We start from the raw sequence: 21,074 nt of genomic DNA, 5'->3' as shown, positions 1-21,074 counted from the left end.
AGGCATGGAACCCCATGCTCGGCGAACGCGAACCTCAATGCACTTCGTCGTGGTACACGAACTTAGGCATTTCCCATCGGTAGTGGATCGCCAGCAGGCGCAACGCGAAACCGCCACCGAGGCAGCACAGGATCGCGGTGGCGTCGGCCACGCCCCAGTGCAGCAGCAATAGATACGCCGCGCCGGTCAGCAGCGCGATGATCGCGTACAGCTCCTTCTGGAAGATCAGCGGCACCTCGTTGCAGAGGATGTCGCGCAGCACGCCGCCGAACGCGCCGGTCAGCATGCCGGCGATCAGCACGATCGGCATCGCATGGCCGGCTTCGCGCGCGATCGAGCAGCCGATCAGGGTGAAGGCGATCAGGCCCAGTCCGTCGAGTACCAGGAAGGTGCGGCGGAAGTGGTGCATCCAGCGTGCGACCCAGGTGGCGATCAGCGCCGCGCATACGGTGAAGCCCAGGTACTCGGGATGCTTCACCCAGCCCAGCGGATAGTGGCCGAGCAGGATGTCGCGCAGTGATCCGCCGCCGAGGGCGGTGACGCAGGCGATCATGACCACACCGAACAGGTCCATGCGGCGGCGGCCGGCGGACAGTGCGCCGGTCATGGCTTCGGCGGAAATGGCAATCAGGTAGATGATGGACAGCAGCATGGGACAGGCTCCGGGCGCGGTGGGGCCGGCCATGCGCGTATACCGTCACTGCCTGCGCAATGACGGGATGACGATGACCGGTGCCGCTCCCGCTGTCCTTTTGCCTGAGAGTTCAGCGGCCTAGGCCGCGTGCCCCTTCGGCGGATCGTCCCGGGCGTGCCCGGTGACCTCTCTCCAGCTCGGCGAGTCGAATGCATGGTTGGTGGGATACCAGCCCACCGGCCTGAGCGATCATGGGAGCCTGCGCCTTCGGCGGGCGCCAGCGCGGCGCCTCTCTCCTGCATTCGGGCGCCAGTATATCCGCTGCAGTGCAGCACGGCATAATCCGGGCATGGCCCCGTCCCTCCGCCCGTGGTTCCTGTACCTGCTCGAATGCCGCGATGGCAGCTACTACGCCGGCATCAGCACCGATGTGGAGGCGCGTTTCGCCGCCCACCAGGCCGGCAAAGGCGCGCGCTACACCCGGGCCCGGCCACCGCTGCGCGTGCTGGCCGTGCGCGAATACCCGGACCGGGCCGCCGCCTCGCGGGCCGAGTGGCAACTCAAGCAGCAGCCGCGCGAACGCAAGCTGGCCTGGCTGCAGGAACCGGCCGAGACGCTTCTGTAGATCCACGCCATGCGTGGATGGGCCACCCGGCCCATGCGATGATCGCCCCGCGCCCAGAGCTGGAGACCCGGATGTCCACGATCGCCCTGCTGTTCGCTCTTTCCGCAGCAACGAGCCCCGCCGCCGACCCGGCCACCATCGCGGCCATCGAAGCCACCTGCCACGACTACGTCGACGGCCAGCTGGAGGCCGACCCGCAACGCGTCGCCCGCTCCCTGCATCCGGACCTGGCCAAGCGCGCGGTCCTCGGCGATACACCCGACGAACGCCTGGGCCTGCGCCGGATGTCGAAGGAAGAGCTGGTCTCGCTGACGAAGCAGGGCGCGTTGAAGACGCCGAAGGATCAATGGGATCGCCGCTGCACGGTGCTGGACGTGACCGGCAACGCGGCCTCGGTGCGGCTGGAAACCCCGTGGTTCGTCGACTACTTCCACATGGGGCGCTTCGACCAGCGCTGGGTCATCGTCAACGCGCTGTGGTACCCGAAACCGAAGGCGAAGTGAGCGCGATGCGCGCTGCCGGCAAGGCATGGATCTCCGTCGTCGTACTGGTCACCGGTATCGCGCTGCTGCCTGGCCTGCTGTATCTGCTCGGGCTGGCATTGGTGGACGGTCGACCGAAGCCGGCCGACCGCACGCCCAGTGGTGTGGCCGCATGCAGCGGTGAACCACGGGCGGGATACCAGCCGATGAATCCATGGCACTTCACCGCCCAGTTCTTCGACAAGGACGGAATGAAGAAGAAGGTGCCTGAAGTGGAGCGGGAGGCCTTCTGGATTGCCCGACGCCACCTGTGGCGGCAACCGCAGCGCGGCATGCTGCGCTGGCATCTCAGCAGTACCGCACTGACGATCTGGATCACCCGGCATTGGAGTACCGCGCAGATTGCCGATACCGCGAGGAAGGAGGACTTCTGCCGGACATGGTCGAAACGGCGGGTGCCCGGTGGCCCGATGAGGCAGTAGAGCCACGCCATGCGTGGCTGAGCTCGATGCGTCCTGCACAGACATTCATCCACGCATGGCGTGGATCTACTCCCAGGCAGAGAACCGTGTCCGTCTTCGGCTCTACCGCTTCGGCCGCCGGTCGTCGCGGTCATCACCGAAGATGATGCGCGCACTGCGCTGGTAGCTCCAGTACGCGACCGCCCAGTTCAGCAGCACCACGATGCGGTTGCGGAAGCCGATCAGGAAGAACACGTGCGCGGCCAGCCAGAACCACCAGGCCAGCACGCCGGAGAGCTGCAGCCGGCCCAGGTGCACGATCGCGGCCATGCGGCCGATGGTGGCCAGGTTGCCGTAGTCGGCGTACTTGAACGGGCCGGGCTCGGGCTTGCCGTGCAGGCGTGCGCGGATCACCTCGGCCACGTACTTGCCCATCTGCTTGGCGGCGGGTGCCACGCCGGGCACCGGCTTGCCATCGGCCTGGCTCAGTGCGGCCAGGTCGCCGGCCACGAACAGCTCCGGGTGGTCGGGCAGGGTCAGGTCCGGTTGCACCTGCACGCGTCCGGCGCGGTCCAGCGACACGTCCAGCGTGCGCGCCAGCGGCGAAGCAGCCACGCCGGCGGCCCAGACCACGGTGCGTGCCGCCACGAACTGGTCACCGAGCTTGAAGCCCTGGCTGTCGATGTCGCTCACCGGGGTACCGGTCAGCACTTCCACGCCCAGCTTTTCAAGCTGCCGGCGCGCCTTCAGCGAAAGCACTTCCGGGAACGAGGACAGCACGCGCGGCCCAGCCTCGACCAGCCGCACCTTGGCGCTGGCCGGGTCGATGTGGCGGAACTCGTTGCGTAGCGTGTGGCGCGCGATCTCGGCCAGCGTGCCGGCCAGTTCGACGCCGGTGGGACCACCCCCGACGACGGCGAAACTCAGCCACGCCGCCTTCTTCGCTGGGTCCGGCTCGGCCTCGGCGCGCTCAAAGGCAAGCAGCAGCTTGCGGCGCAGTGCGATGGCATCGTCCAGCGTCTTCAGGCCGGGGGCATCATCGGCCCACTGGTCATTGCCGAAGTAGGCGTGGGTAGCGCCGGTGGCCAGCAGCAGGCTGTCGTAGTCCAGCGCGCTGCCATCGGCCATGCGGATCTGCCGGGCCTGCTTGTCGATGGCCACCACCTCGCCCAGGCGCACTTCCACATTGCGCTGGTGGCCGAGGATGTGGCGCAGCGGCGCGGCGATATCCGGCGCGGACAGGCCGGCGGTGGCCACCTGGTACAGCAGTGGCTGGAACAGGTGATGGTTGCGGCGGTCGACCAGGGTGATGCGTATGCGCTCGCGGGCCAAGGCACGGGTGGCCCAGAGGCCGGCAAAACCGCCGCCGACAACGACCAGGTGGGGAACGCGCTCGCGACTCATCGACTCACTCCAGTGGGGGCATTGGGGGAAGCGCTTGGCATCTTCGCACGGCGGCTGCCTGTCACGTCAGCGCCCGCGTGGATCGGCGATACTCGGGTTCAGGCAACGGCCCCTGAGGAGCCCATGAGCGAACCGGAAAAGCGCATCGCCCTGTTGATCGACGCCGACAACGCGCCGGCCTCGAAGATCGACGAGGTCCTGGCCGAAGTCGCCCGCTACGGCGTGGCCAACGTGCGCCGCGCCTATGGCAATTGGAAGAGCCCGCGGTTGAAGGGCTGGGAAGCGGTGCTGCACGAGTATGCGATCCGCCCGATCCAGCAGTTCGCCTACAGCAAGGGCAAGAATGCCTCCGACATGGCGATGGTGATCGATGCCATGGACCTGCTGTACGCGCGCAACCTTGATGGCTTTGCCATCGTGTCCAGCGATGCCGATTTCACCCCGATGGTGATGCGCCTGCTGACCGATGGCGTGAAGGTGTATGGCTTCGGCGAGAAGAAAACACCCGAACCGTTCGTCAACGCGTGCTCGAAGTTCACTTACCTGGAAGCGCTGGGCCAGACCCATGCCAGCGTGCCGGATGCGGAGCAGGCATCGAGCGAACAGGCGTCGAACGAGCCCGTCGCCAATGATGATGCACGCCCGCGCAAGAGCGGTGCGGAGATGCGCAGCGACACCCGGCTGGTGAAGATGCTGCGCCGTGCGGTGTCCTCCGCCGAGGGCGAGGATGGCTGGTCGCACCTGGGGCCGGTCGGCAGCCAGATCGGAAACCAGGCCTCGTTCGATCCGCGCAACTACGGCTACGGCAAGCTCAGTGATCTGCTGGCAGCAATCGGGTTGTTCGAGTTGAAGAAGGACGGCAAGTCGTCCTACGTCCGCGCGCTGCCGAAAAAGAACCGGTAGTGCCGGCCGCTGGCCAGAAGAAGACCGGTAGTGCCGGCCGCTGGCCGGCAAGCCGCAGATGGCAGATCCCGCGTCCGGCACGCACACACCCCACCCGATCAGGCGTATCGTTGCCGCTCGCATTGCCAGCAAGGAAAACCCGCATGTTGAAGATCTGGGGCCGCCGCAATTCCAGCAACGTCCGCAAGGTGCTGTGGTGCGCCGAGGAAATCGGCCTGCCGTATGAGTCCATCGAAGTCGGCGGCAGCCATGGTGGTACGCAGACGCCGGAGTACCAGGCGATGAATCCCAACAGCCTGGTGCCGGTGATCGAAGACCACGGCCTGCCGCTGTGGGAATCGAACGCCATCGTGCGCTACCTGAGCGCCCGCTACGCGCTGGGCACCCTGTACGCCGAAGACCCGATGGAACGCGCCCAGGCCGAGAAGTGGATGGACTGGAGCACCTCGCGGATGGCGCCGCTGTACAGCGACCTGGTCTGGGGCATCATGCGCACCGCGCCGGCCGACCGCGACGAAGCACGCATCAGCGCCGCCATCGTCCGCGCCGGTGATTACCTGGCGATGGCCGATGCCACCCTGTCTCGACAGCCATGGCTGTCGGGCGAGAAATTCGCGATGGGTGATATTCCGCTGGGCTCGCTGATCTACGCCTGGTTCGAACTGCCGATCCAGCGACCGGAGCTTCCGCACCTGGCGGATTGGTATGCGCGCCTGCGCGAGCGGCCGGCCTACCAGCGCGGCGTGATGTCGCCGCTGACGTAAGCGAAAGCGTTCGGGGTCAGAGCCCTTTTCTGCGAAAAGGGATCCGACCCCAGGGTATCGGGGTCGGACCCCACCCAGTGGGTGGGCTCTGACTCCAGGTTGTTTTTCAGTAGAGATCCGTCGGGTCCACATCCAGCGACCAGCGCACCTTGCGTGCTTCCGGCAATGCATACAGCTGCGGCACCAGCTGCGCGAGCACGCCGTGCAGGGGCGGGCGCTGCAGGGCCGACAGCAGCAGTTGCGTGCGCTGGTAGCCGGCACGCCGTGGCATCGGTGCAGGCATCGGCCCGTAGGCCTCCACCACGTTCTGCTCGCCCAGCAGTTGCCGGGCCGCCAGCAGGAACGCATTGGCATGCTCCACCTGCTGCGCTTCGGCACGCATCAGTGCCAGATGCGCGAACGGGGGGAACCCTGCCGCCTGGCGCTGGTTCAACTCGGCCTGCGCGAACGGGTGGTAGCCACCACTCACCAGGGTTTCCAGCAGTGGGTGCCCGGGATGATGGGTCTGCAGCCAGACTTCGCCGGGGTCACGTGCACGTCCCGCGCGGCCGGCTACCTGGATCAGCTGCTGAGCCAGTTTCTCGCTGGCGCGGAAGTCGGCGGAGAACAGGCCTTCGTCGATGCCGACCACCACCACCAGGGTCAGCTTGGGCAGGTCGTGGCCCTTGGCCAGGATCTGCGTGCCGACCAGGATGCCGGGCTGGTCCCCCAGTTTCGCCAGCTGCTGTTCCAGCGCGTCTCGCCGTGAGGTGGTGCCGCGGTCGATGCGTACCACCGGGAAGCCGGCGAAGGCGGCGGTGAGGTGTTCTTCCAAGCGTTCGGTGCCGATGCCCTGCGGCTGCAGCGCCAGGCTGCCGCAGGCCGGGCAGGCCAGCGGCGCCGGTTGCCGCGCACCGCAGTGGTGGCATTGCAGGCGACGACCGCCGCCATGCACGGTCATCGGCGCATCGCAGCGCTGGCACGGCGCGGTCCAGCCGCAGTCGTGGCACAGCAGTACCGGTGCGTAGCCGCGGCGGTTCTTGAACACCAGCACCTGCTGGCCACGCTGCAGGTGCTCCCCGATGCCGGCCAGCACATCGGCCGAGAGGCCGTCGTGCAGCGGGCGCTTGCGTACATCCAGGATGCGCACGCGCGGTGGCCGTGCATCGCCGGCGCGCTGCTTCAGGCGCAGGTGCGTGTAGCGCCCGGCATAGGCGTTGTGCAGTGTTTCCAGCGAGGGGGTGGCGCTGCCGAGCAGTACCGGAATGCCCAGTGCCTTGGCCCGGACCAGGGCGAAATCGCGCGCGTGGTAACGGATGCCGTCCTGCTGCTTGTAGCTGCCGTCGTGCTCCTCATCGACGATCAGCAGGCCGGCCTGCGGCAACGGCGTGAACACCGCCGAGCGTGTGCCGACGATGACCCGTGCTTCGCCACGTGAGGCCGCTGCCCAGACGCGCGCGCGCTCGTTGTCATTCAACCCCGAATGCAAGGCGTGCACGGCGATGCCGAGGCGGCCGCGGAAACGTGCCAGGGTCTGCGGGGTCAGGCCGATTTCCGGGACCAGCACCAGCGCCTGCCTGCCCTGCGCGAGGCAATGGATGATCGCCTGCAGGTAGACCTCGGTCTTGCCGCTGCCGGTCACGCCGTCCAGCAGGAACGGCTGGAAGCCTTCCGCGGCGGTGATCGCGGCCACCGCCTCGGCCTGGTCCGGGTTGAGCGTGGGGCCGGGCAGTGGCTGTGCATGCTGCGGGGCCACGCTCAACGCAACGCGCTCGGCCAGCTCGCGCTTGGCCAGGCTGCGCGCGGCTGTGCGCCAGTCCTGCATGCGTTCGCCCAGCACGTCCTCATCCACGATGGCTTCGGCCAGCAGTTCGGCCAATTGCCGCGGGCGGCTGCCGGCGCGCAGCGCATCGCGCTGGGCGCGGCCTGCGGCGGTCAGCTGCCAGCCCCAGTGATGGGTGTCGGGCAGGGCCTCGCCATGGCGCAGCGGGCCGGGCAGGGCGGTGCTCAGCACCTCGCCCAGCGGTGCGTGGGTGTAGCGCGCCAGCCATTGCAGGCTCTGCCAGAGCTCGCCCTGCAGCAGCGGTTGTGGGTCGCACCAGGCCAGGGCCTGGCGCAGTCCCTGGCCGTCGTCGGTCTGGCCGTGACCGACCACCACACCGACCAGCTCCCGGTTGCCGAATGGCACCTTCAGGCGGCAGCCGACCGCGACCGCAGGGCCATCGCCCTCCGGCGACAGGTAGTCGAACAGGCGGGGCAGGGGGACGGGCAGGGCGACCTGCAGGGTCGGAATCGGTGAAAGCATCGGGCCAGTGTAACGGGCCATGCGCGCGCGAATGGCAGGGGGCAGAGGGGGCCGGCCAGCCTCTGTTGAATCATAAATGTCACCTAAATATCGGTGTCCATTGGAGATTCAGTCTTATCCACATGTTCTGTGGATAACACTGTGCGTTACCCGCTGGCGGACACCTGGGAGGCCGATGGCGACGGCCTCACCCTCGGGTTGGTCAAAAAATCGCCACACATCAAAAGATAATAAAATCAATGATTTAAGTGTGAAACAATGCTGAAACAGAGTGAATTCAGCCCGAAGCCACAGTTTTCGCCGGAGGGGTCGTGGTGCTGTGCACAACCTGCAGCACGAAGTGCCTGTGGGCGCAAGTCCTACGGGCGTCGATGGCCTGCCGCTATCATGCCGGCAGACCTTTGGAGTGACCGATGACGGCTGTGCCCGCCCCTGTTTCCTCGACCGCGGCCGGCGCGCTGTCGGCGTTCCTGCGCGGCGTCGAGCGCCGTGCCCTGGTGGTCGCTGAACTGCAGTGCGGCGATGCCGCGCGAGCCGAGCAGACCCTGGTGGCGGTGATGCGCGCCTTTGCGGCGGTCGCCAGCGATCTGCCGATGGCGCAGTGGCCGACCCGTTTCTGGACCCTGCTGGGCCAGCGCCAGGCACTGCGCGAGCCGGTGGGCGGGCAGTGGGTGCCGTCGTTGGCCGCGCTGGGCACGATGCCGCCACTGCCGCGACTGGCACTACTGCTGCGGGTGGGCGGCAGCCTGGACGAGGGCATCGCCATGCGCGTGCTCGACCAGGACGAGGCCGGCTACCAGCACCTGCTGGCCGATGCCTGCCCGCGTGACGCCCAGGGACAGCCCGATGCATCGGCCTGGCGCCAGTTGGCCGAACAGGTACAGGCCCGTGTCCGTGACCTGCCGGCCACGCGCCTGCAGCAGCTGCAGCAGCCGGCTGCACCTACCGCCCACAATGAAGCCCCGTCTTCCAGCTGGCGCGCACCGCAGCGGGACGAGCGTGCGGCCGCCAACGGCAAGCGCCGTCGTGCGAATGCCAAACCGCGCTGGCGCGGTCCGCTGATCCTGCTGGTGACCGTGGCGGTACTGCTGGCCGCTGCGCTGGGCTGGCGCTACCTGCAGGGACATTCCTTCGGCAGTGATGCACCGCTGCCGGAGGGCGTGGTGGGCGAAGCCGGTCCGGTGACGGTGGAAGCCCTGCCACCGAGCAACGTCAACGCCACGCCGGATGCGACCCAGGCCCAGGCCACTGACGACGCAGCGATGCTGGCCGATCGTGACTACCCGCTGGTTGCCGATGCCGACCTGTATGCATGGACCGCCGCCGGCGGCCCGCTGCCGGTGGACGAATCGCAATCCAAGCCGAGCCGGCCGGAGCCGGCCAGTGCCACGCTGGAAACCGCTGCTGCCGATGAATAAGTCCGTGTTCGCCAGCCTGCTGCTGGCCCTGCCGTTGTCGCTGTCTGCCGCGCCGCAATCGTTGAACGTGCCCTTGCCGCCACCGGTTCCGGGCAGTTCGCCGGCCGCGCCGGCACCGGCGACTGCAACCCCGACGCCTGCTGGATTCGCCCAGCTCGATGCGCAGCAGCAACGCCAGCGCCGCGCGGACTACGCCGCTTGGCGCGCGTTGCCGGAAGCGGAGCGCGAGCGCATCCGCCAGGCGGCTGCGCGTTTCAATGCACTGCCCGCGGACCAGCAGCAGCGCCTGCGCCAACAGTTCCGGGAGCAGGACCAGGCGTTCCGCGACGGGTGGCGGCTGGGCCCGCAACTGGGCCTGGAATTCCCCAAGCTGCATGGCCTGTTCGGGTTCGTGCCGCCGGAGCAGCGCGAAACCGCGCTGGCCGTGTTGCGCCAGCTCAGCCCGGCGCAGCTGGCCCAGCTGGCCCTGGTCGCGCAGCGCACACCGCCGCAGGAACGCGACACGGTGCGCAGCGCTTTCCTCGCCGTGCCCGCCGCCGAACGCGACAGCTGGCTCAAACGCCAGGCCGGCCAGTAAAAAAGGGGACGGAGGGGATTAAGTCGCATCCGGCACTAACGGGCCTGAAACGACTTAATCCCCTCCGTCCCCTTTTTGTGTGGGGCGGCTGAAACCCAGCATTCACGCCATGTCATGGGAATGCTGGCGCCGCCCGCGTAAGATGGGCGCCCGCAACCCGGTGCCTGTGCCCTTCGCGCGCAACCGCAGTTCGCGTCAAGCACCTTATGTCTACTGCAACCTCCACGCCGCGCTTCAGCAAGGAAGTCGGCGCCACCGGTCTGCTCGCCCTGCCGCTTGTGCTGGGCCATGTGTCCACCGGTCTGATCTCCTTCGTCGACAACGTGATTGCCGGCCACCACGCCACGGCGACCCTTGCCGCGGTCACCATCGGTACGGCACTGCTGTGGCTGCCGATGCTGATTCCGATCGGCACCCTGATTTCGCTCACCGCCTCGGTGTCGCAGCTGCATGGCGCCGGCCGCGAGCGCGAGATCGGCCCGCTGTTCCGCCAGGCACTGTGGCTGGCGCTGGGGCTGGGCCTGATCATGTTCACCTTCCTCACCGTGGTGCCGCCGCTGCTGCCGGCATTCGGCATCGCGCCGGACATCGTGCCGGGGGCGACCGCGTTCCTGCATGCGGTGCGCTGGGGTGGCCCCGCGCTGACCCTGTACTTCTGCATGCGCTATCTCAGCGAGGGCATGCACTGGACGCTGCCGACCATGCTGCTGGGCTTCGGTGGCCTGCTGGTGCTGGCACCGATGGGCTACGTGCTGGCCAACGGCAAGCTTGGCTTCCCGGAAATGGGCGCCGAAGGCCTGGGCATTGCCTCGGCGGTGATGATGTGGCTGCAGGCGATCGCCTTCGGCACCTACCTGTGGTTCACCAAGCGCTTCGCCCATCTGCAGCTGTTCTCGCATTTCGAAGGGCCGCGCTGGAAGGCGATCTGGGAGCTGCTGCGCACCGGCCTGCCGATCGGCATCACCGTGCTGATGGAAGGCGGCCTGTTCATCGTCACCGCGCTGCTGATCGGCCGCCTCGGCGCCAATGAAGCTGCTGCACACCAGATCGCGATCAACGTCGCGCAGCTGTGCTTCATGATCCCGATGGGCGTGGCCGAGGCCACCACCGTGCGCGTCGGCCACGCGGTCGGCCGTGGTGACGGCTTCGGCGTGCGGCGTGCGGCCTGGGCCGGTTACGCGATCATCATGGGCACGCAGACGTTGTCGGCGGCGGTGCTGCTGTTCGGCCACGATGCCATCGTCGGTGTGTACACCAACGACCTGGCGGTGGCCGGCCTGGCCTCGACCCTGCTGCTGTACGCGGCCACCTTCCAGTTCCCGGACGGCATCCAGGTGCTGTCGGCCGGTGCGCTGCGCGGCCTGAAGGACACCCGCGTGCCGATGTTCATCGCCATGTTCGCGTATTGGGGCCTGGGCATGCCGCTCGGCGCCGGGCTCGGCCTGGGGCTGGGCATGGGCCCGCAGGGCATGTGGATCGGCCTGATCGTCGGCCTGACCGCCGCTGCCATCCTGATGGGCTGGCGCCTGCGCCGCAGCAGCCTGCGCATCGGCCAGTCGATGCTGTCCTGATCATCCCGCCCGCCATGCCGACCCATGGCGGGCGATCCCCTGACTTGTGTCCGATGCTGCATCACGCGGCACCGGCTATGCTGGTACCACGGCAAGAAGCCATCCGGAGCGTTCCATGAATCAACCCGTGCCCCCGCTGCCCCCGGCGCGTCGCAATCCCGTCGCCAGCTTCTTCATCGGGCTGTGGGACGTCATGAACTTCACCCGCCGGTTGATCCTCAACCTGGTGTTCTTCGGCCTGCTGTTCCTGCTGCTGGTGATGTTCGTCATCGCCGCCGGCATGGGTGCCGGTGCCAGCAAGTCGCTGCAGGACCGCACGACGCTCGTGATCGCGCCGGAAGGCCGCCTGGTCGAGCAGTTCAGCGCCGATCCGGTCAGCCGCGCGCTGGCCAAGGCGGTGGGTGACAACGGTGCCGAAGAGATCCAGCTGCGCGACCTGCTGCGGGTGATCGAGTCGGCCAAGGAAGACAAGAAGATCGAGCGCGTGGTGCTGGAGCTGGACAAGCTGCAGCCGTCGGGCTTCGCCTCGCTGCGTGAAGTCGCCGCCGCGCTGCAGGACCTGCGCGCTTCCGGCAAGCAGCTGGTGGCCTACAGCGAGAGCATGGGCCAGTCGCAGTACCTGCTGGCTGCACAGGCCGACGAGGTCTACCTGGACCCGATGGGTTCGGTCGTGCTCGAAGGCCTCGGCCGCTACCGCCAATACTTCCGCACCGGCCTGCAGGACAAGCTGGGCGTGGACGTGCACCTGTTCAAGGTGGGCGAGTACAAGTCTGCGGCCGAGCCGTACGTGCTTGATGCTGCGTCGCCGGCCTCCAAGGAAGCCGACCTGTTCTGGATGAATGACGTGTGGCAGCGCTACCTGGGCGACATCGCCAAGGCCCGCCGCCTGGATCCGGCACAGCTGGCCGCCGGCATTGACACCCTGCCGGAAGGCATCGCTGCCGCCGGTGGCGACCTGGCCAAGTTCGCCCTGCAGCAGAAGCTGGTGACCGCGCTGAAGACCCGCGAGGAGTTCGAGGATCTGATGATCGAGCGCGGCGTGGCCGACGAGGATGCCGACGGTGGTTTCCGCAACGTCGACTTCGGCACCTACCTGGGACAGCTCGATGCGCGCCGCAACCCGGTGGACTCGCGTCCGCAGGTGGCCGTGGTGGTGGCCGCCGGCGAAATCAGTGGCGGTGACCTGCCGGCCGGCCGCATCGGTGGCGAGTCGACCTCGGCGCTGCTGCGTGCCGCGCGCGACGACGACAACGTGAAGGCGGTGGTGCTGCGCGTCGATTCGCCGGGCGGTGAAGTGTTCGCCTCCGAGCAGATCCGCCGCGAAGTGGTGGCGCTGCAGGCCGCTGGCAAGCCGGTGGTGGTGTCGATGGGTGACCTGGCCGCCTCCGGTGGCTACTGGATCAGCATGAACGCCGATCGCATCTATGCCGATCCCTCGACCATCACCGGTTCGATCGGCATCTTCGGCATGGTGCCGAACTTCAGCCGCGCGCTGGACAAGATCGGCGTGCACACCGACGGTGTCGGCACTACCCGTTTCGCCGGTGCCTTCGACGTCACCCGCCCGATGGACCCGGCCGTGGGCCAGGTCATCCAGACGGTGATCAACAAGGGTTACGCCGATTTCACCGGTCGCGTCGCCGACGCCCGCAAGAAGCCGGTCGAGGCGGTGGACGAGGTCGCCCGCGGCCGCGTGTGGAGCGGTGCACAGGCCAAGGAACGCGGTCTGGTCGATGCCTTCGGTGGCCTGAAGGATGCAGTGGCCGACGCCGCCAGCCGCGCCAAGCTCGGCAAGGCCGATGCCTACCGCGTGCGCTACATCGAGAAGGCAGCCACGCCGTTCGCGCAGTTCGTCAGCGGTTTCGCTGGCAGCCGCGCCGGTGCCTGGATGCTGTCCGATTCGGGCATGGCGCGGATGATGCTGGCACGCACGATGCCGGAAGTGGACACGCAGTTGCGCTTCGTCGAGAACGCGGCCCGCGAAAAGGGCAACGGCGCACCGGTGAAGGCGCTGGCGTACTGCTTCTGCGGGTTCTGATCGGCAACGGTATCGAATGAGAACGCCCGGCCTAGGCCGGGCGTTTTCGTTCATGGGGTCGGATCCCTTTGCAGCGCAAAGGGCGCTGACCCCACCGGTCACTGCGTTGCGTCAGCCTCGGCCTTGCGCTCGCTCGCGGCGGCGTCATCGACGGTTTTCTGCACGTCCTTGGCGCGGTCCAGTGGTTCGTTGATCGCACGCGACATCGCTCGTGGCACCGGTGGCTTCTCCGGGTTCGGCGTCGGCGGCCGCTGGCAGGCCGCCAGCAGCAGGCTGGCCAGCAGCGACGTGGACAGGATCAGGATGCGCATGGCGGCTCTCCGCGGTGGGCGTATGGGCAAGTGTCGCATCCCCGGCAGGGCGCCGCCGTGAGCGCGTATCCTTGCGGCATCGAAACACAGCGGGCGCGGCCCCGGAGGACACATGACCCAGCAACGGTGGCGCCTGGACGGCCAGACTGCCCTGATCACTGGCGCCAGCGCCGGCATCGGCCTGGCCATCGCGCACGAACTGGCCGGCCTCGGCGCCGACCTGATGATCGTCGGCCGCGACATCGACATGCTGGAGACGGCGCGCGACGAACTGCTGGATGTGTATCCGCAGCACCAGGTGCACGCGCTGGCTGCCGATGTCTCCGATGACGAGGACCGCCGGCAGATCCTGGACTGGGTGGAAGACCACAGCGATGGCCTGCACATCCTGGTCAACAACGCCGGCGGCAACGTCACCAAGGCAGCCACGGAGTACTCCGAGGACGAGTGGCGCAGGATCTTCGAGACCAACCTGTTCTCGGCCTTCGAGCTGTCGCGCTACGCGCATCCGCTGCTGGCCCGGCACGCCTCGTCGTCGATCGTCAACGTCGGCAGCGTGTCCGGCCTGACCCACGTGCGCAGTGGCGTGGTCTACGGCATGACCAAGGCCGCGATGCACCAGATGACCCGCAACCTCGCGGTCGAGTGGGCGGAGGATGGCATCCGGGTCAACGCGGTGGCGCCCTGGTACATCCGCACGCGGCGCACGTCCGGTCCGTTGTCGGACCCGGACTACTACGATGAAGTGGTCAATCGCACGCCGATGCGCCGCATCGGCGAGCCGGAGGAAGTGGCCGCGGCCGTGGGCTTCCTGTGCCTGCCCGCAGCCAGCTATGTCACCGGCGAGTGCATCGCGGTGGATGGCGGTTTCCTGCGTTACGGCTTCTGATCATGCGGTGGTAGTGCCGGCCGCTGGCCGGCAACCACAGGATCTTCAGATGATTGCAGTTGCCGGCCAGCGGCCGGCACGACCGGATGGTTGTCATCCCGGTACAGGGCAGTTGCTGGCCTCCAGCACGCCCTGCAGCCGTTCGCGTTCGCCACGGGCGTTTTCGCGGTTTTCCGGCGAGGCGAACCGCTCACGGCCACGTGCATCGCGAAAGCGTTGCTGCCAGCTGCTGCAGCGCTGCGCGTCCGGCAGTTCCTCGCAGCGGTCGCGCACCACTTCGCAGCCGGCGGCATTGACCGGCGTGGCGCCGCCCAGGCCCTGCACGGTCATCAGTTCGCAGCGCCCGGGGGCGGCTTCGTACTCGTGCAGGTAACTACCGCCCTGGCTGTCGGTGCACTGGAAGATCGGTGGCAGCGGCGGCTTCGGCGGCGCATTGCTGTCCGGCGCAGCATCGGCCTGGCGTGGCAGCGATGCACTGTCGAGTATCAGATCGCCGCCTTCGCGTTCGACCATGCCGGCTTCCATGATCGTGCGTCCTTCACCGGGGCGACGGGGGCTGGGCGCGGAAGCGGGTGGTGTACTTGTCGTCGCCGGTTCGGGTGGCGAAGGCGCCGGGGCCGGTGTGGCCGGCGCAGGCGGCGCGCTGGCGGCCGCCGGAATCCGCACCACCTGCTGCTTGCTGCCGGCAGGGCAGGGCGCACGTTGCAGGGTGGGCACATCGCTGCTGCTGGAGGTGCAGCGGTAGATCACTCCGTCGTCGGCCACTGCGTTGCCGGCGAACAGGCCCAGGGCCAGCCAGATCAGGTTCTTCATGTGCACAGCGTACATGCCACGGCAGGCGCTGCGCTCAGCGTTCGCAGTCCCGCGACAGGCGTGCGTCGATGCCACGCTGTTCGTCGCTGATGGCGGTGCGTTCACTCTGCAGCGCGCTGTTGTAACGGCGGTCCAGTTCCCAGCGGCGGTCGCGCAGGCGCGCGCAGACTTCCTGCGGCGGCAGCGCATGGCAGCTGTCGCGGACCAGCACGCTGCCGGCCGGAACCTGCACACCGACACCCACCGCGGGCGGCCGGTAGCCGGTTCCTTCACCGATGGGGGTGCCGACCGGCGTGCCGAAGGCCGGGCGTGGGCCGGGATGGACCGGGCCCTGGTGCCCGTGCGGAAGCCAGACGCTGGTCCACAACGGTACCCAGCGCGGATTGCCCTCGTTGTTGTCGCTGGTGTAGCGACGACCGTCGTCGCTCACGCACTCGTACAACGGCTGCGGCGGCTGGATGTAGACGTGGCGGACCTCACGATCGCGCATCACCGGCGCCTCATCCGGCGGCGCGGGTGTCGCGTCGCTGCGCACCACCCGTGGTGCCGGGTCGCGCGGGCGCTGCAGGTCACGCACTTCCTGCCGACCACTGCTGCATGGCTTGTCCTGCAGGGCCACGGCGCCGTTGCTGGCGACACAGCGGTACACGCGCACGTCCTCGGCGGCCGGTGCGGTCCATGGCAGCAACAGGCACAGGCCCAGGGCGGTGCGCAGCAGGTTCATGGCGGCAGGGTGCGCGATTGTCCGCGGCAGTGCAATCGTCGGTTCAGGAGCGCAGCACGTTGCCGCTGAGCGCGTCGCGGATCGGGGTTGGCTGGGCCAGGCCGCCGGTCTCGCCATCAAGGATGCCATCGAGCAGGCGCAGCAGGCGCGGGTCGAGCTCGGCACGGCTGCGTGCCGGTGGTTCACCGGCAAGGTTGGCGCTGGTGGAGACCAGGGGGCCACCCCAGGCGCGGCACAGGGCGGCGACCAGCGGATGGGCGCTGATGCGCACGGCGATGCCACTGTGCTCGCCGGTGACCCAGGGCTGGGCACGCGAACCGGCCGGCAGGATCCAGGTGTTGGCACCCGGCCAGCTGGCTAGCACCGCGCGCTGGCGGGCATCGGGCAACGCCTGCAGGCGCACCCAGCCCTCCAGCTGCGACAGTTCGGCGGCAACCAGGATCATTCCCTTCTCGATCGGGCGCTGCTTCAGCCGCAGCACCATGTGCACCGCCGCCTCATGCGAGGGATCGCAGCCCAGGCCCCAGACTGCTTCGGTCGGATAGGCGATCACGCCGCCGGCGCGGAGCGTGGCGACAGCAGAGTCCAGGGTAAGTTCTTTCATGGCGGCGACCGGCCCGACGTGGGCCTTCATTATCCCCCTGCCGCGTGCAGAAGGGGTGGTGGGTGCGGACGGTAGGTGCGGACCGTTGGTCCGCACACCTTGACCCTTCATCCACGCAGGGCGTGGAGTTACTTCGCGGCCTTCTTGACCGCCTTCTTGACGGCCTTCTTCGCCGGGGCCTTCTTTGCGGCCGCCTTTTTTACTGCTTTCTTGGCCGGTGCTTTCTTGGCCGCGGCCTTCTTCGGCGCCGCTTCCTTCTTCACCGCAGCCTTCTTGGCCGGTGCCTTCTTCGCGGCGGCCTTCTTGGCGCCGAAGCCCTTGCGCACAGGCTTGCCGGTTTCTTCCATCAGCTGCTGCACTTCGGCCAGGGTCAGCGATGCCGGCTCGCGATCCTTGGGGATCTTGCCGTTCATCTTGCCGTCGCTGATGTACGGGCCGAAGCGGCCGTTCAGCACCTGGATGTCGCTGCCCTCGAACTCCTTGATGATCCGGTTGCGCGCGATCTCTTCCTTCTCTTCGATCAGGAACACGGCGCGGGCTAGGTCAATGGTGTACGGGTCGTCTTCCTTCTTCAGCGAGGCATAGGTGCTGCCGCGCTTGGCGAACGGGCCAAAGCGGCCGATACCGACGCTGACCGGCTCGCCGTTGTCCTCGCCCAGCGCACGCGGCATCAGGAACAGTTCCAGCGCGTCTTCCAGCGAGATGGTGTGCATCGACTGCCCAGGGCGCAGCGAGGCGAACTTCGGCTTCTCCTCGGCGTCCTCGGCGGTGCTGCCGATGGCCGCGTAGGGCCCGAAGCGGCCCAGCCGCACGCTGACCGGCTTGCCGGTCTTCGGGTCGGTGCCGAGCTCGCGCGCGCCACTGGCCTCGGCACGATCCACCGATTCCTTCTTGTCTTCCACCAGCTCCTTGAACGGCTCCCAGAAGCGGGCCATCAGCGGGATCCACTCTTCTTCGCCACGCGAGACGGCGTCGAGCTCGTCCTCAAGCTTGGCGGTGAAGTCGTAGTCCACGTACCGGGTGAAGTGGCTGGACAGGAACTTGGACACCGCGCGGCCGACGTCGGACGGGCGGAAGCTGCGGCCTTCCATTTCCACGTACTTGCGGAACAGCAGGGTCTGGATGATCGAGGCGTAGGTCGAGGGACGGCCGATGCCGTACTCTTCAAGCGCCTTCACCAGCGCCGCTTCGGTGAAGCGCGGCGGCGGCTGGGTGAAATGCTGTTCGGCCAGGATGCGTTCCAGCGGGATGCGGTCGCCCGGCTTCATCGCCGGCAGCTTGCGGCCTTCGTCCTCGTCCTCGGCGCTCTTGTTGTCCTTGCCTTCCTCGTACACGGCCAGGAAGCCGGGCACGACCACGGTGGTGCCGCTGGCGCGGAACACGTGTTCGCTGCCGGCCGACAGGTCGACGCTGACGGTGTTGAGCGTGGCCGGGATCATCTGGCAGGCCACCGCACGCTTCCAGATCAGCTCGTACAACCGGCGCTCGTCGTCGGTCAGGAAGCGCGCCACCTGGGACGGCGTGCGCAGGGCCGAGGTCGGGCGCACCGCTTCGTGCGCTTCCTGGGCGTTCTTCGACTTGGTCTGGTAGGTGTTGGGCTGGTCCGGCAGCGAGGCGATGCCGTAGTCACGGGCGATCACGTCGCGGATTTCGGCCAGCGCGTCCTGAGACAGGTTCACCGAGTCGGTACGCATGTACGAAATCAGGCCGACCGTGCCTTCGTCGCCAATCGCCACGCCTTCATACAGCTTCTGCGCCACCTGCATGGTCTTGCGGGTGGTGAAACCGAGCTTGCGCGAGGCTTCCTGCTGCAGGGTGGAGGTGGTGAACGGCGGCGCCGGGCGGCGCTTGCGCTCCTTGCTGGCCACGTCGGTGACATGCAGCGAGCCCTGCGCAGCCTGCTGGATGCGCAGGCGGGCGGCTTCGGCGGTGTCGCCGTCGGTGACGGTGAACTGCTCGAACTTCTGCCCGTCCAGCTTGATCAGCTTGGCGTTGAAGTGCTGCGACGGGTGCGCGCACTCGGCAGCGATCGACCAGTACTCGCGGGCGATGAAGGCTTCGATCTCTTCCTCGCGCTCGACGATCATGCGCAGCGCCGGGCTCTGCACGCGGCCGGCGGACAGGCCGCGCTGCACCTTGCGCCACAGCACCGGCGACAGGTTGAAGCCGACCAGGTAGTCCAGCGCGCGGCGCGCCTGCTGGGCGTCGACCAGGTCGCTGGCGATCGCGCGCGGCTGGTTGATGGCTTCCTTGATGGCGCGCGGGGTGATCTCGGTGAACACCACGCGCTGCATCGGCTTGTCCTTGACCAGCCCGCGTTCCTTCAGGATCTCGGCGATGTGCCAGCTGATCGCTTCACCCTCGCGATCCGGGTCGGTCGCCAGCAGGATGTCGTCGGCGCCCTTGGCGGCCTTGGCGATCGCATCGACATGCTTTTCATTCTTGTCGATCACGTCGTAGTGCATGGCGAACCCGTTGTCCGGGTCGACCGCGCCTTCCTTCGGAATCAGGTCACGCACATGCCCATACGAGGCCAGGACGGTGTAGTCCTTGCCGAGGTATTTGTTGATCGTCTTGGCCTTGGCCGGCGATTCGACGATGAGCAGGTGCTTGGGCATGGCAGCAGTGTCTGTGGGGCGAGCCGCAGGGGAGGGGCCGCTAGGGTGGAGCAAACGGCCGCATTAGTGAAGCGGCCACGGACAAATCAATACGCTGAACGCCCGGTAGTGTGCCGGGCGTTCAGGTTTCACCTTATTAGAGGAATCACGCCCGGCCAGCCCCTGTCAAGCAGCCAGACGTGAGGATGGCCGTTCATGAGGCCATCTTGGCGATGAAGCCGACCGCGGCCACCAGCAGCACCAGGCCCGCCAGCGACAGCAGGCCGGTGAGCACCAGGATCACGATGGTGACCGTACCCAGCTCATGGCGCTGCAGGTGCGGCTGGTCGGTGTAGGCCCAGCGGTCGACCACCAGGGTGTCGCAGATCATGTCGTGCAGGCCCTGCTTGCGCTCGGTGAAGGCGGCCATCAGGAAGCCGATGCCGAGGGTGAAGCTGCTCAGCAGCATGGCCCAGTAGCGACCGAAGGCGCGGCCCCGGGTCAGGCGGTCACCGTTGCTGCGCACGACCTTGATGCCGACCGCCATCTTGCCCAGCGTGGCGCCGCCCTGCGAGGAGTGGAACCAGGTGTAGTAGGCCACGCCGATGGCCATGTTGATCAGCGCGCTGGCCAGCTGCGCGACGATCTCGATGGAGGTCTCGCCACTGCCCACCGCGCCCATGCTGGCGCCCAGCACCACGCCGATGATGGCGCCGATGATGCCGCCCGGGATTGCCAGTACGAAGTAGTCGATCATGTAGGCCGCGACGCGCTTCCAGAAGCCGGCGTAGACCACCTCGCCGCCTATCACCGGCTGCGGGCCACCGGCACCGGCGGCGGCCGGAGCGCTGTAGGGCGAGCTGCTGAGCGCGCCTGTGCCAGGCAGCGGAGCCGTGCCGTTGTCGATGGCAGCGTAGTCGCTGCGCAGGTCGAAGCCGCCACTGGCGGTGGCCGTGCTGGCGTCGGCCAGCGTCTGCAGGCCGAGCTCATCGACCACCTGGCGCAGAGCGGCCCACTGGGCCATGCCTTCGCGCCAGACCAGGGTGTCCAGGTTCAGTTCGCCGCGCTGGAAGCGCTGGCGGATGTCCTGGACCGACAGCGGGCCCTGGCGTTGCTGTCCTTCGGCGTAGTACCACTCAGTCATTGCATGTTCCCTGTTGGATCGTCCTTGGAGGTGCTGCCGTGCGCGTGGCTCAGCCGCGGCACGACGGCGGCAGGTACTTGTCGTCGCTTTCACCGCTGCATTCCCAGCGGCCGCTGTCGCGATCATATTCCAGCCACAGCAGGTCGCCATCGAGGCTCTTGCCGGGCACGGCCAGCGTTGCTTCGATGCCACAGTGGCCGTTGTTGAAACGGCCGATGTTCACCGCCGACAGGCCGGCCTGGGTGAAGTCACCCGGGGCCGGGAAACCAGCATCGTTGGCGCCGGGGCAGCGGCCTTCATCGTCGGCGAAGTGCTGCACCTGTTGCTTCAGCGGCTGCAGGGCATTGACCGCGGTGGCGATCTTGGCGCGCACGGTGTAGTCGTTGTACGCGGGCAGGGCGATCGCCGCGAGGATGGCCACGATCGGCACCAGCACCAGCAGCAGGCCGCCGCCGATGATTGCGGTCAGGGCGCAACCGGAGAGCTTCTTTTTCGGCGGCGGCAGGACCCCGGCCGACGTCTGGGTGGCATAGGGCGTGGATGGCGGCAGCACCGGCGGCTGCGGCGGAGGCGGCGCTACCGGTTCGGGTTCGGGCTCGGGTTCCACGGCCGGCGCGGCGACGTCCAGCGCCGGCACGATCAGTCCCAGCTCATCGACAACGGTGCGCAACGGCTGCCATTGCGGCAGGCCGTCACGCCAGACCAGGGTGTCCAGGGAGATCTGGTTGCTGCGGAACAACTCGACCAACTGTTCCGCCGGCAGCGGGCCTTGCTGCCGGTTGCCTTCTGCATGGAACCACTCGCTCACGGGGACGCTCCTGAATGCGCTAT

Annotated in this window: 20 protein-coding genes and 2 riboswitches; of the genes, 10 read left to right on the top strand and 10 right to left on the bottom strand. The window is 67.9% G+C overall.

The window, feature by feature from the left end:
• Positions 1–34 precede the first annotated feature (34 nt).
• The gene (locus tag EGM71_RS18480) at positions 35–652 is read right to left on the bottom strand and encodes a trimeric intracellular cation channel family protein (protein ID WP_005411215.1); all 618 of its coding nucleotides are present in this window, start codon (positions 650–652) and stop codon (positions 35–37) included.
• 84 nt (positions 653–736) lie between these two features.
• A riboswitch (glycine riboswitch) is annotated at positions 737–840 on the bottom strand.
• Between the two features lie 13 nt (positions 841–853).
• Positions 854–943: riboswitch (glycine riboswitch) on the bottom strand.
• A 40-nt stretch (positions 944–983) separates the two neighbouring features.
• Between EGM71_RS18480 and EGM71_RS18475 the strand changes: the two genes are divergently transcribed.
• From EGM71_RS18475 to EGM71_RS18465, 3 genes are all read left to right on the top strand, one after another.
• The gene (locus EGM71_RS18475; protein WP_153854631.1) at positions 984–1,259 is read left to right on the top strand and encodes a GIY-YIG nuclease family protein; all 276 of its coding nucleotides are present in this window, start codon (positions 984–986) and stop codon (positions 1,257–1,259) included.
• Between the two features lie 71 nt (positions 1,260–1,330).
• The gene (locus tag EGM71_RS18470; protein WP_188486263.1) at positions 1,331–1,762 is read left to right on the top strand and encodes a nuclear transport factor 2 family protein; all 432 of its coding nucleotides are present in this window, start codon (positions 1,331–1,333) and stop codon (positions 1,760–1,762) included.
• 5 nt (positions 1,763–1,767) lie between these two features.
• Positions 1,768–2,223: a hypothetical protein gene (locus tag EGM71_RS18465; RefSeq protein ID WP_188489905.1), complete on the top strand. Its 456-nt coding sequence runs from the start codon at positions 1,768–1,770 to the stop codon at positions 2,221–2,223.
• Between the two features lie 102 nt (positions 2,224–2,325).
• On the opposite strand, the gene EGM71_RS18460 is transcribed toward EGM71_RS18465, so the two are convergent.
• On the bottom strand, positions 2,326–3,606 hold the full coding sequence (locus EGM71_RS18460) for an NAD(P)/FAD-dependent oxidoreductase (protein WP_188486261.1): 1,281 nt from the start codon (positions 3,604–3,606) through the stop codon (positions 2,326–2,328).
• A gap of 123 nt (positions 3,607–3,729) precedes the next feature.
• On the opposite strand from EGM71_RS18460, the gene EGM71_RS18455 reads away from it, so the two are divergent.
• A complete protein-coding gene (locus EGM71_RS18455) occupies positions 3,730–4,509 on the top strand; it encodes an NYN domain-containing protein (RefSeq protein ID WP_014648580.1) in 780 nt (259 codons plus the stop codon).
• 143 nt (positions 4,510–4,652) lie between these two features.
• A complete protein-coding gene (locus EGM71_RS18450) occupies positions 4,653–5,273 on the top strand; it encodes a glutathione S-transferase family protein (RefSeq protein ID WP_188486259.1) in 621 nt (206 codons plus the stop codon).
• Between the two features lie 106 nt (positions 5,274–5,379).
• On the opposite strand, the gene EGM71_RS18445 is transcribed toward EGM71_RS18450, so the two are convergent.
• Positions 5,380–7,557: a primosomal protein N' gene (locus tag EGM71_RS18445; RefSeq protein ID WP_188489903.1), complete on the bottom strand. Its 2,178-nt coding sequence runs from the start codon at positions 7,555–7,557 to the stop codon at positions 5,380–5,382.
• Positions 7,558–7,970: 413 nt separating this feature from the next.
• Between EGM71_RS18445 and EGM71_RS18440 the strand changes: the two genes are divergently transcribed.
• The 4 genes from EGM71_RS18440 to sppA all read left to right on the top strand — a co-directional run bounded on the left by EGM71_RS18440 (position 7,971) and on the right by sppA (position 13,161).
• Positions 7,971–8,975, top strand: a complete 1,005-nt coding sequence (locus EGM71_RS18440) for a hypothetical protein (RefSeq protein WP_188486257.1) — start codon at positions 7,971–7,973, stop codon at positions 8,973–8,975.
• Positions 8,968–9,552, top strand: a complete 585-nt coding sequence (locus EGM71_RS18435) for a DUF3106 domain-containing protein (protein ID WP_188486255.1) — start codon at positions 8,968–8,970, stop codon at positions 9,550–9,552. Before EGM71_RS18440 ends, EGM71_RS18435 begins: the two co-directional genes overlap by 8 nt.
• Before the next feature lie 206 nt (positions 9,553–9,758).
• Positions 9,759–11,123 carry an MATE family efflux transporter gene (locus tag EGM71_RS18430; RefSeq protein WP_188486253.1) on the top strand — a complete coding sequence of 455 codons (1,365 nt, stop codon included), beginning with the start codon at positions 9,759–9,761 and terminating at the stop codon, positions 11,121–11,123.
• A gap of 115 nt (positions 11,124–11,238) precedes the next feature.
• Positions 11,239–13,161, top strand: a complete 1,923-nt coding sequence (gene sppA / locus EGM71_RS18425) for a signal peptide peptidase SppA (protein WP_188486252.1) — start codon at positions 11,239–11,241, stop codon at positions 13,159–13,161.
• Positions 13,162–13,259: 98 nt separating this feature from the next.
• Here the strand turns inward: sppA and EGM71_RS18420 are convergent, their stop codons facing one another.
• Entirely contained in the window at positions 13,260–13,472 is a 213-nt protein-coding gene (locus EGM71_RS18420) for a hypothetical protein (RefSeq protein WP_188486251.1), read from the bottom strand.
• A 112-nt stretch (positions 13,473–13,584) separates the two neighbouring features.
• Between EGM71_RS18420 and EGM71_RS18415 the strand changes: the two genes are divergently transcribed.
• The gene (locus EGM71_RS18415; RefSeq protein ID WP_188486249.1) at positions 13,585–14,361 is read left to right on the top strand and encodes an SDR family oxidoreductase; all 777 of its coding nucleotides are present in this window, start codon (positions 13,585–13,587) and stop codon (positions 14,359–14,361) included.
• 93 nt (positions 14,362–14,454) lie between these two features.
• On the opposite strand, the gene EGM71_RS18410 is transcribed toward EGM71_RS18415, so the two are convergent.
• The 6 genes from EGM71_RS18410 to EGM71_RS20920 all read right to left on the bottom strand — a co-directional run bounded on the left by EGM71_RS18410 (position 14,455) and on the right by EGM71_RS20920 (position 21,051).
• On the bottom strand, positions 14,455–15,174 hold the full coding sequence (locus EGM71_RS18410; protein WP_188486247.1) for a hypothetical protein: 720 nt from the start codon (positions 15,172–15,174) through the stop codon (positions 14,455–14,457).
• 34 nt (positions 15,175–15,208) lie between these two features.
• Entirely contained in the window at positions 15,209–15,898 is a 690-nt protein-coding gene (locus EGM71_RS18405; RefSeq protein ID WP_188486245.1) for a DUF4124 domain-containing protein, read from the bottom strand.
• 43 nt (positions 15,899–15,941) lie between these two features.
• Positions 15,942–16,532 carry a Sua5/YciO/YrdC/YwlC family protein gene (locus EGM71_RS18400; RefSeq protein ID WP_083663093.1) on the bottom strand — a complete coding sequence of 197 codons (591 nt, stop codon included), beginning with the start codon at positions 16,530–16,532 and terminating at the stop codon, positions 15,942–15,944.
• 98 nt (positions 16,533–16,630) lie between these two features.
• Positions 16,631–19,120, bottom strand: coding sequence for a DNA topoisomerase I (locus EGM71_RS18395; protein WP_188486243.1), 2,490 nt, complete (start codon positions 19,118–19,120; stop codon positions 16,631–16,633).
• A gap of 193 nt (positions 19,121–19,313) precedes the next feature.
• Complete coding sequence (locus tag EGM71_RS18390; RefSeq protein WP_188486241.1) at positions 19,314–20,243, bottom strand: RDD family protein; 930 nt, start codon at positions 20,241–20,243, stop codon at positions 19,314–19,316.
• Between the two features lie 49 nt (positions 20,244–20,292).
• Complete coding sequence (locus EGM71_RS20920) at positions 20,293–21,051, bottom strand: pilin (protein WP_188486238.1); 759 nt, start codon at positions 21,049–21,051, stop codon at positions 20,293–20,295.
• Between the last annotated feature and the right edge of the window lie 23 nt (positions 21,052–21,074).

Source organism: Stenotrophomonas maltophilia, from assembly GCF_006970445.1.
GTDB lineage: Bacteria > Pseudomonadota > Gammaproteobacteria > Xanthomonadales > Xanthomonadaceae > Stenotrophomonas > Stenotrophomonas maltophilia_AU.
Note: the sequence above shows the minus strand (reverse complement) of the source record. Positions and strands in the feature narration are given on the sequence as shown.

Bases quoted from the DNA above. Each gene is read 5' to 3' on its own strand.
- EGM71_RS18445 (WP_188489903.1), bottom strand. From the start codon at position 7,557: ATGCTTTCACCGATTCCGACCCTGCAGGTCGCCCTGCCCGTCCCCCTG.
- EGM71_RS18405 (WP_188486245.1), bottom strand. From the start codon at position 15,898: ATGAACCTGCTGCGCACCGCCCTGGGCCTGTGCCTGTTGCTGCCATGG.
- EGM71_RS18400 (WP_083663093.1), bottom strand. From the start codon at position 16,532: ATGAAGGCCCACGTCGGGCCGGTCGCCGCCATGAAAGAACTTACCCTG.
- EGM71_RS18430 (WP_188486253.1), top strand. From the start codon at position 9,759: ATGTCTACTGCAACCTCCACGCCGCGCTTCAGCAAGGAAGTCGGCGCC.
- EGM71_RS18420 (WP_188486251.1), bottom strand. From the start codon at position 13,472: ATGCGCATCCTGATCCTGTCCACGTCGCTGCTGGCCAGCCTGCTGCTG.
- EGM71_RS18455 (WP_014648580.1), top strand. From the start codon at position 3,730: ATGAGCGAACCGGAAAAGCGCATCGCCCTGTTGATCGACGCCGACAAC.
- EGM71_RS18475 (WP_153854631.1), top strand. From the start codon at position 984: ATGGCCCCGTCCCTCCGCCCGTGGTTCCTGTACCTGCTCGAATGCCGC.
- EGM71_RS18480 (WP_005411215.1), bottom strand. From the start codon at position 652: ATGCTGCTGTCCATCATCTACCTGATTGCCATTTCCGCCGAAGCCATG.
- EGM71_RS18395 (WP_188486243.1), bottom strand. From the start codon at position 19,120: ATGCCCAAGCACCTGCTCATCGTCGAATCGCCGGCCAAGGCCAAGACG.
- EGM71_RS18440 (WP_188486257.1), top strand. From the start codon at position 7,971: ATGACGGCTGTGCCCGCCCCTGTTTCCTCGACCGCGGCCGGCGCGCTG.
- EGM71_RS18470 (WP_188486263.1), top strand. From the start codon at position 1,331: ATGTCCACGATCGCCCTGCTGTTCGCTCTTTCCGCAGCAACGAGCCCC.
- EGM71_RS18415 (WP_188486249.1), top strand. From the start codon at position 13,585: ATGACCCAGCAACGGTGGCGCCTGGACGGCCAGACTGCCCTGATCACT.
- EGM71_RS18450 (WP_188486259.1), top strand. From the start codon at position 4,653: ATGTTGAAGATCTGGGGCCGCCGCAATTCCAGCAACGTCCGCAAGGTG.
- EGM71_RS18465 (WP_188489905.1), top strand. From the start codon at position 1,768: ATGCGCGCTGCCGGCAAGGCATGGATCTCCGTCGTCGTACTGGTCACC.
- sppA (WP_188486252.1), top strand. From the start codon at position 11,239: ATGAATCAACCCGTGCCCCCGCTGCCCCCGGCGCGTCGCAATCCCGTC.
- EGM71_RS18390 (WP_188486241.1), bottom strand. From the start codon at position 20,243: ATGACTGAGTGGTACTACGCCGAAGGACAGCAACGCCAGGGCCCGCTG.
- EGM71_RS18410 (WP_188486247.1), bottom strand. From the start codon at position 15,174: ATGAAGAACCTGATCTGGCTGGCCCTGGGCCTGTTCGCCGGCAACGCA.
- EGM71_RS18435 (WP_188486255.1), top strand. From the start codon at position 8,968: ATGAATAAGTCCGTGTTCGCCAGCCTGCTGCTGGCCCTGCCGTTGTCG.
- EGM71_RS18460 (WP_188486261.1), bottom strand. From the start codon at position 3,606: ATGAGTCGCGAGCGCGTTCCCCACCTGGTCGTTGTCGGCGGCGGTTTT.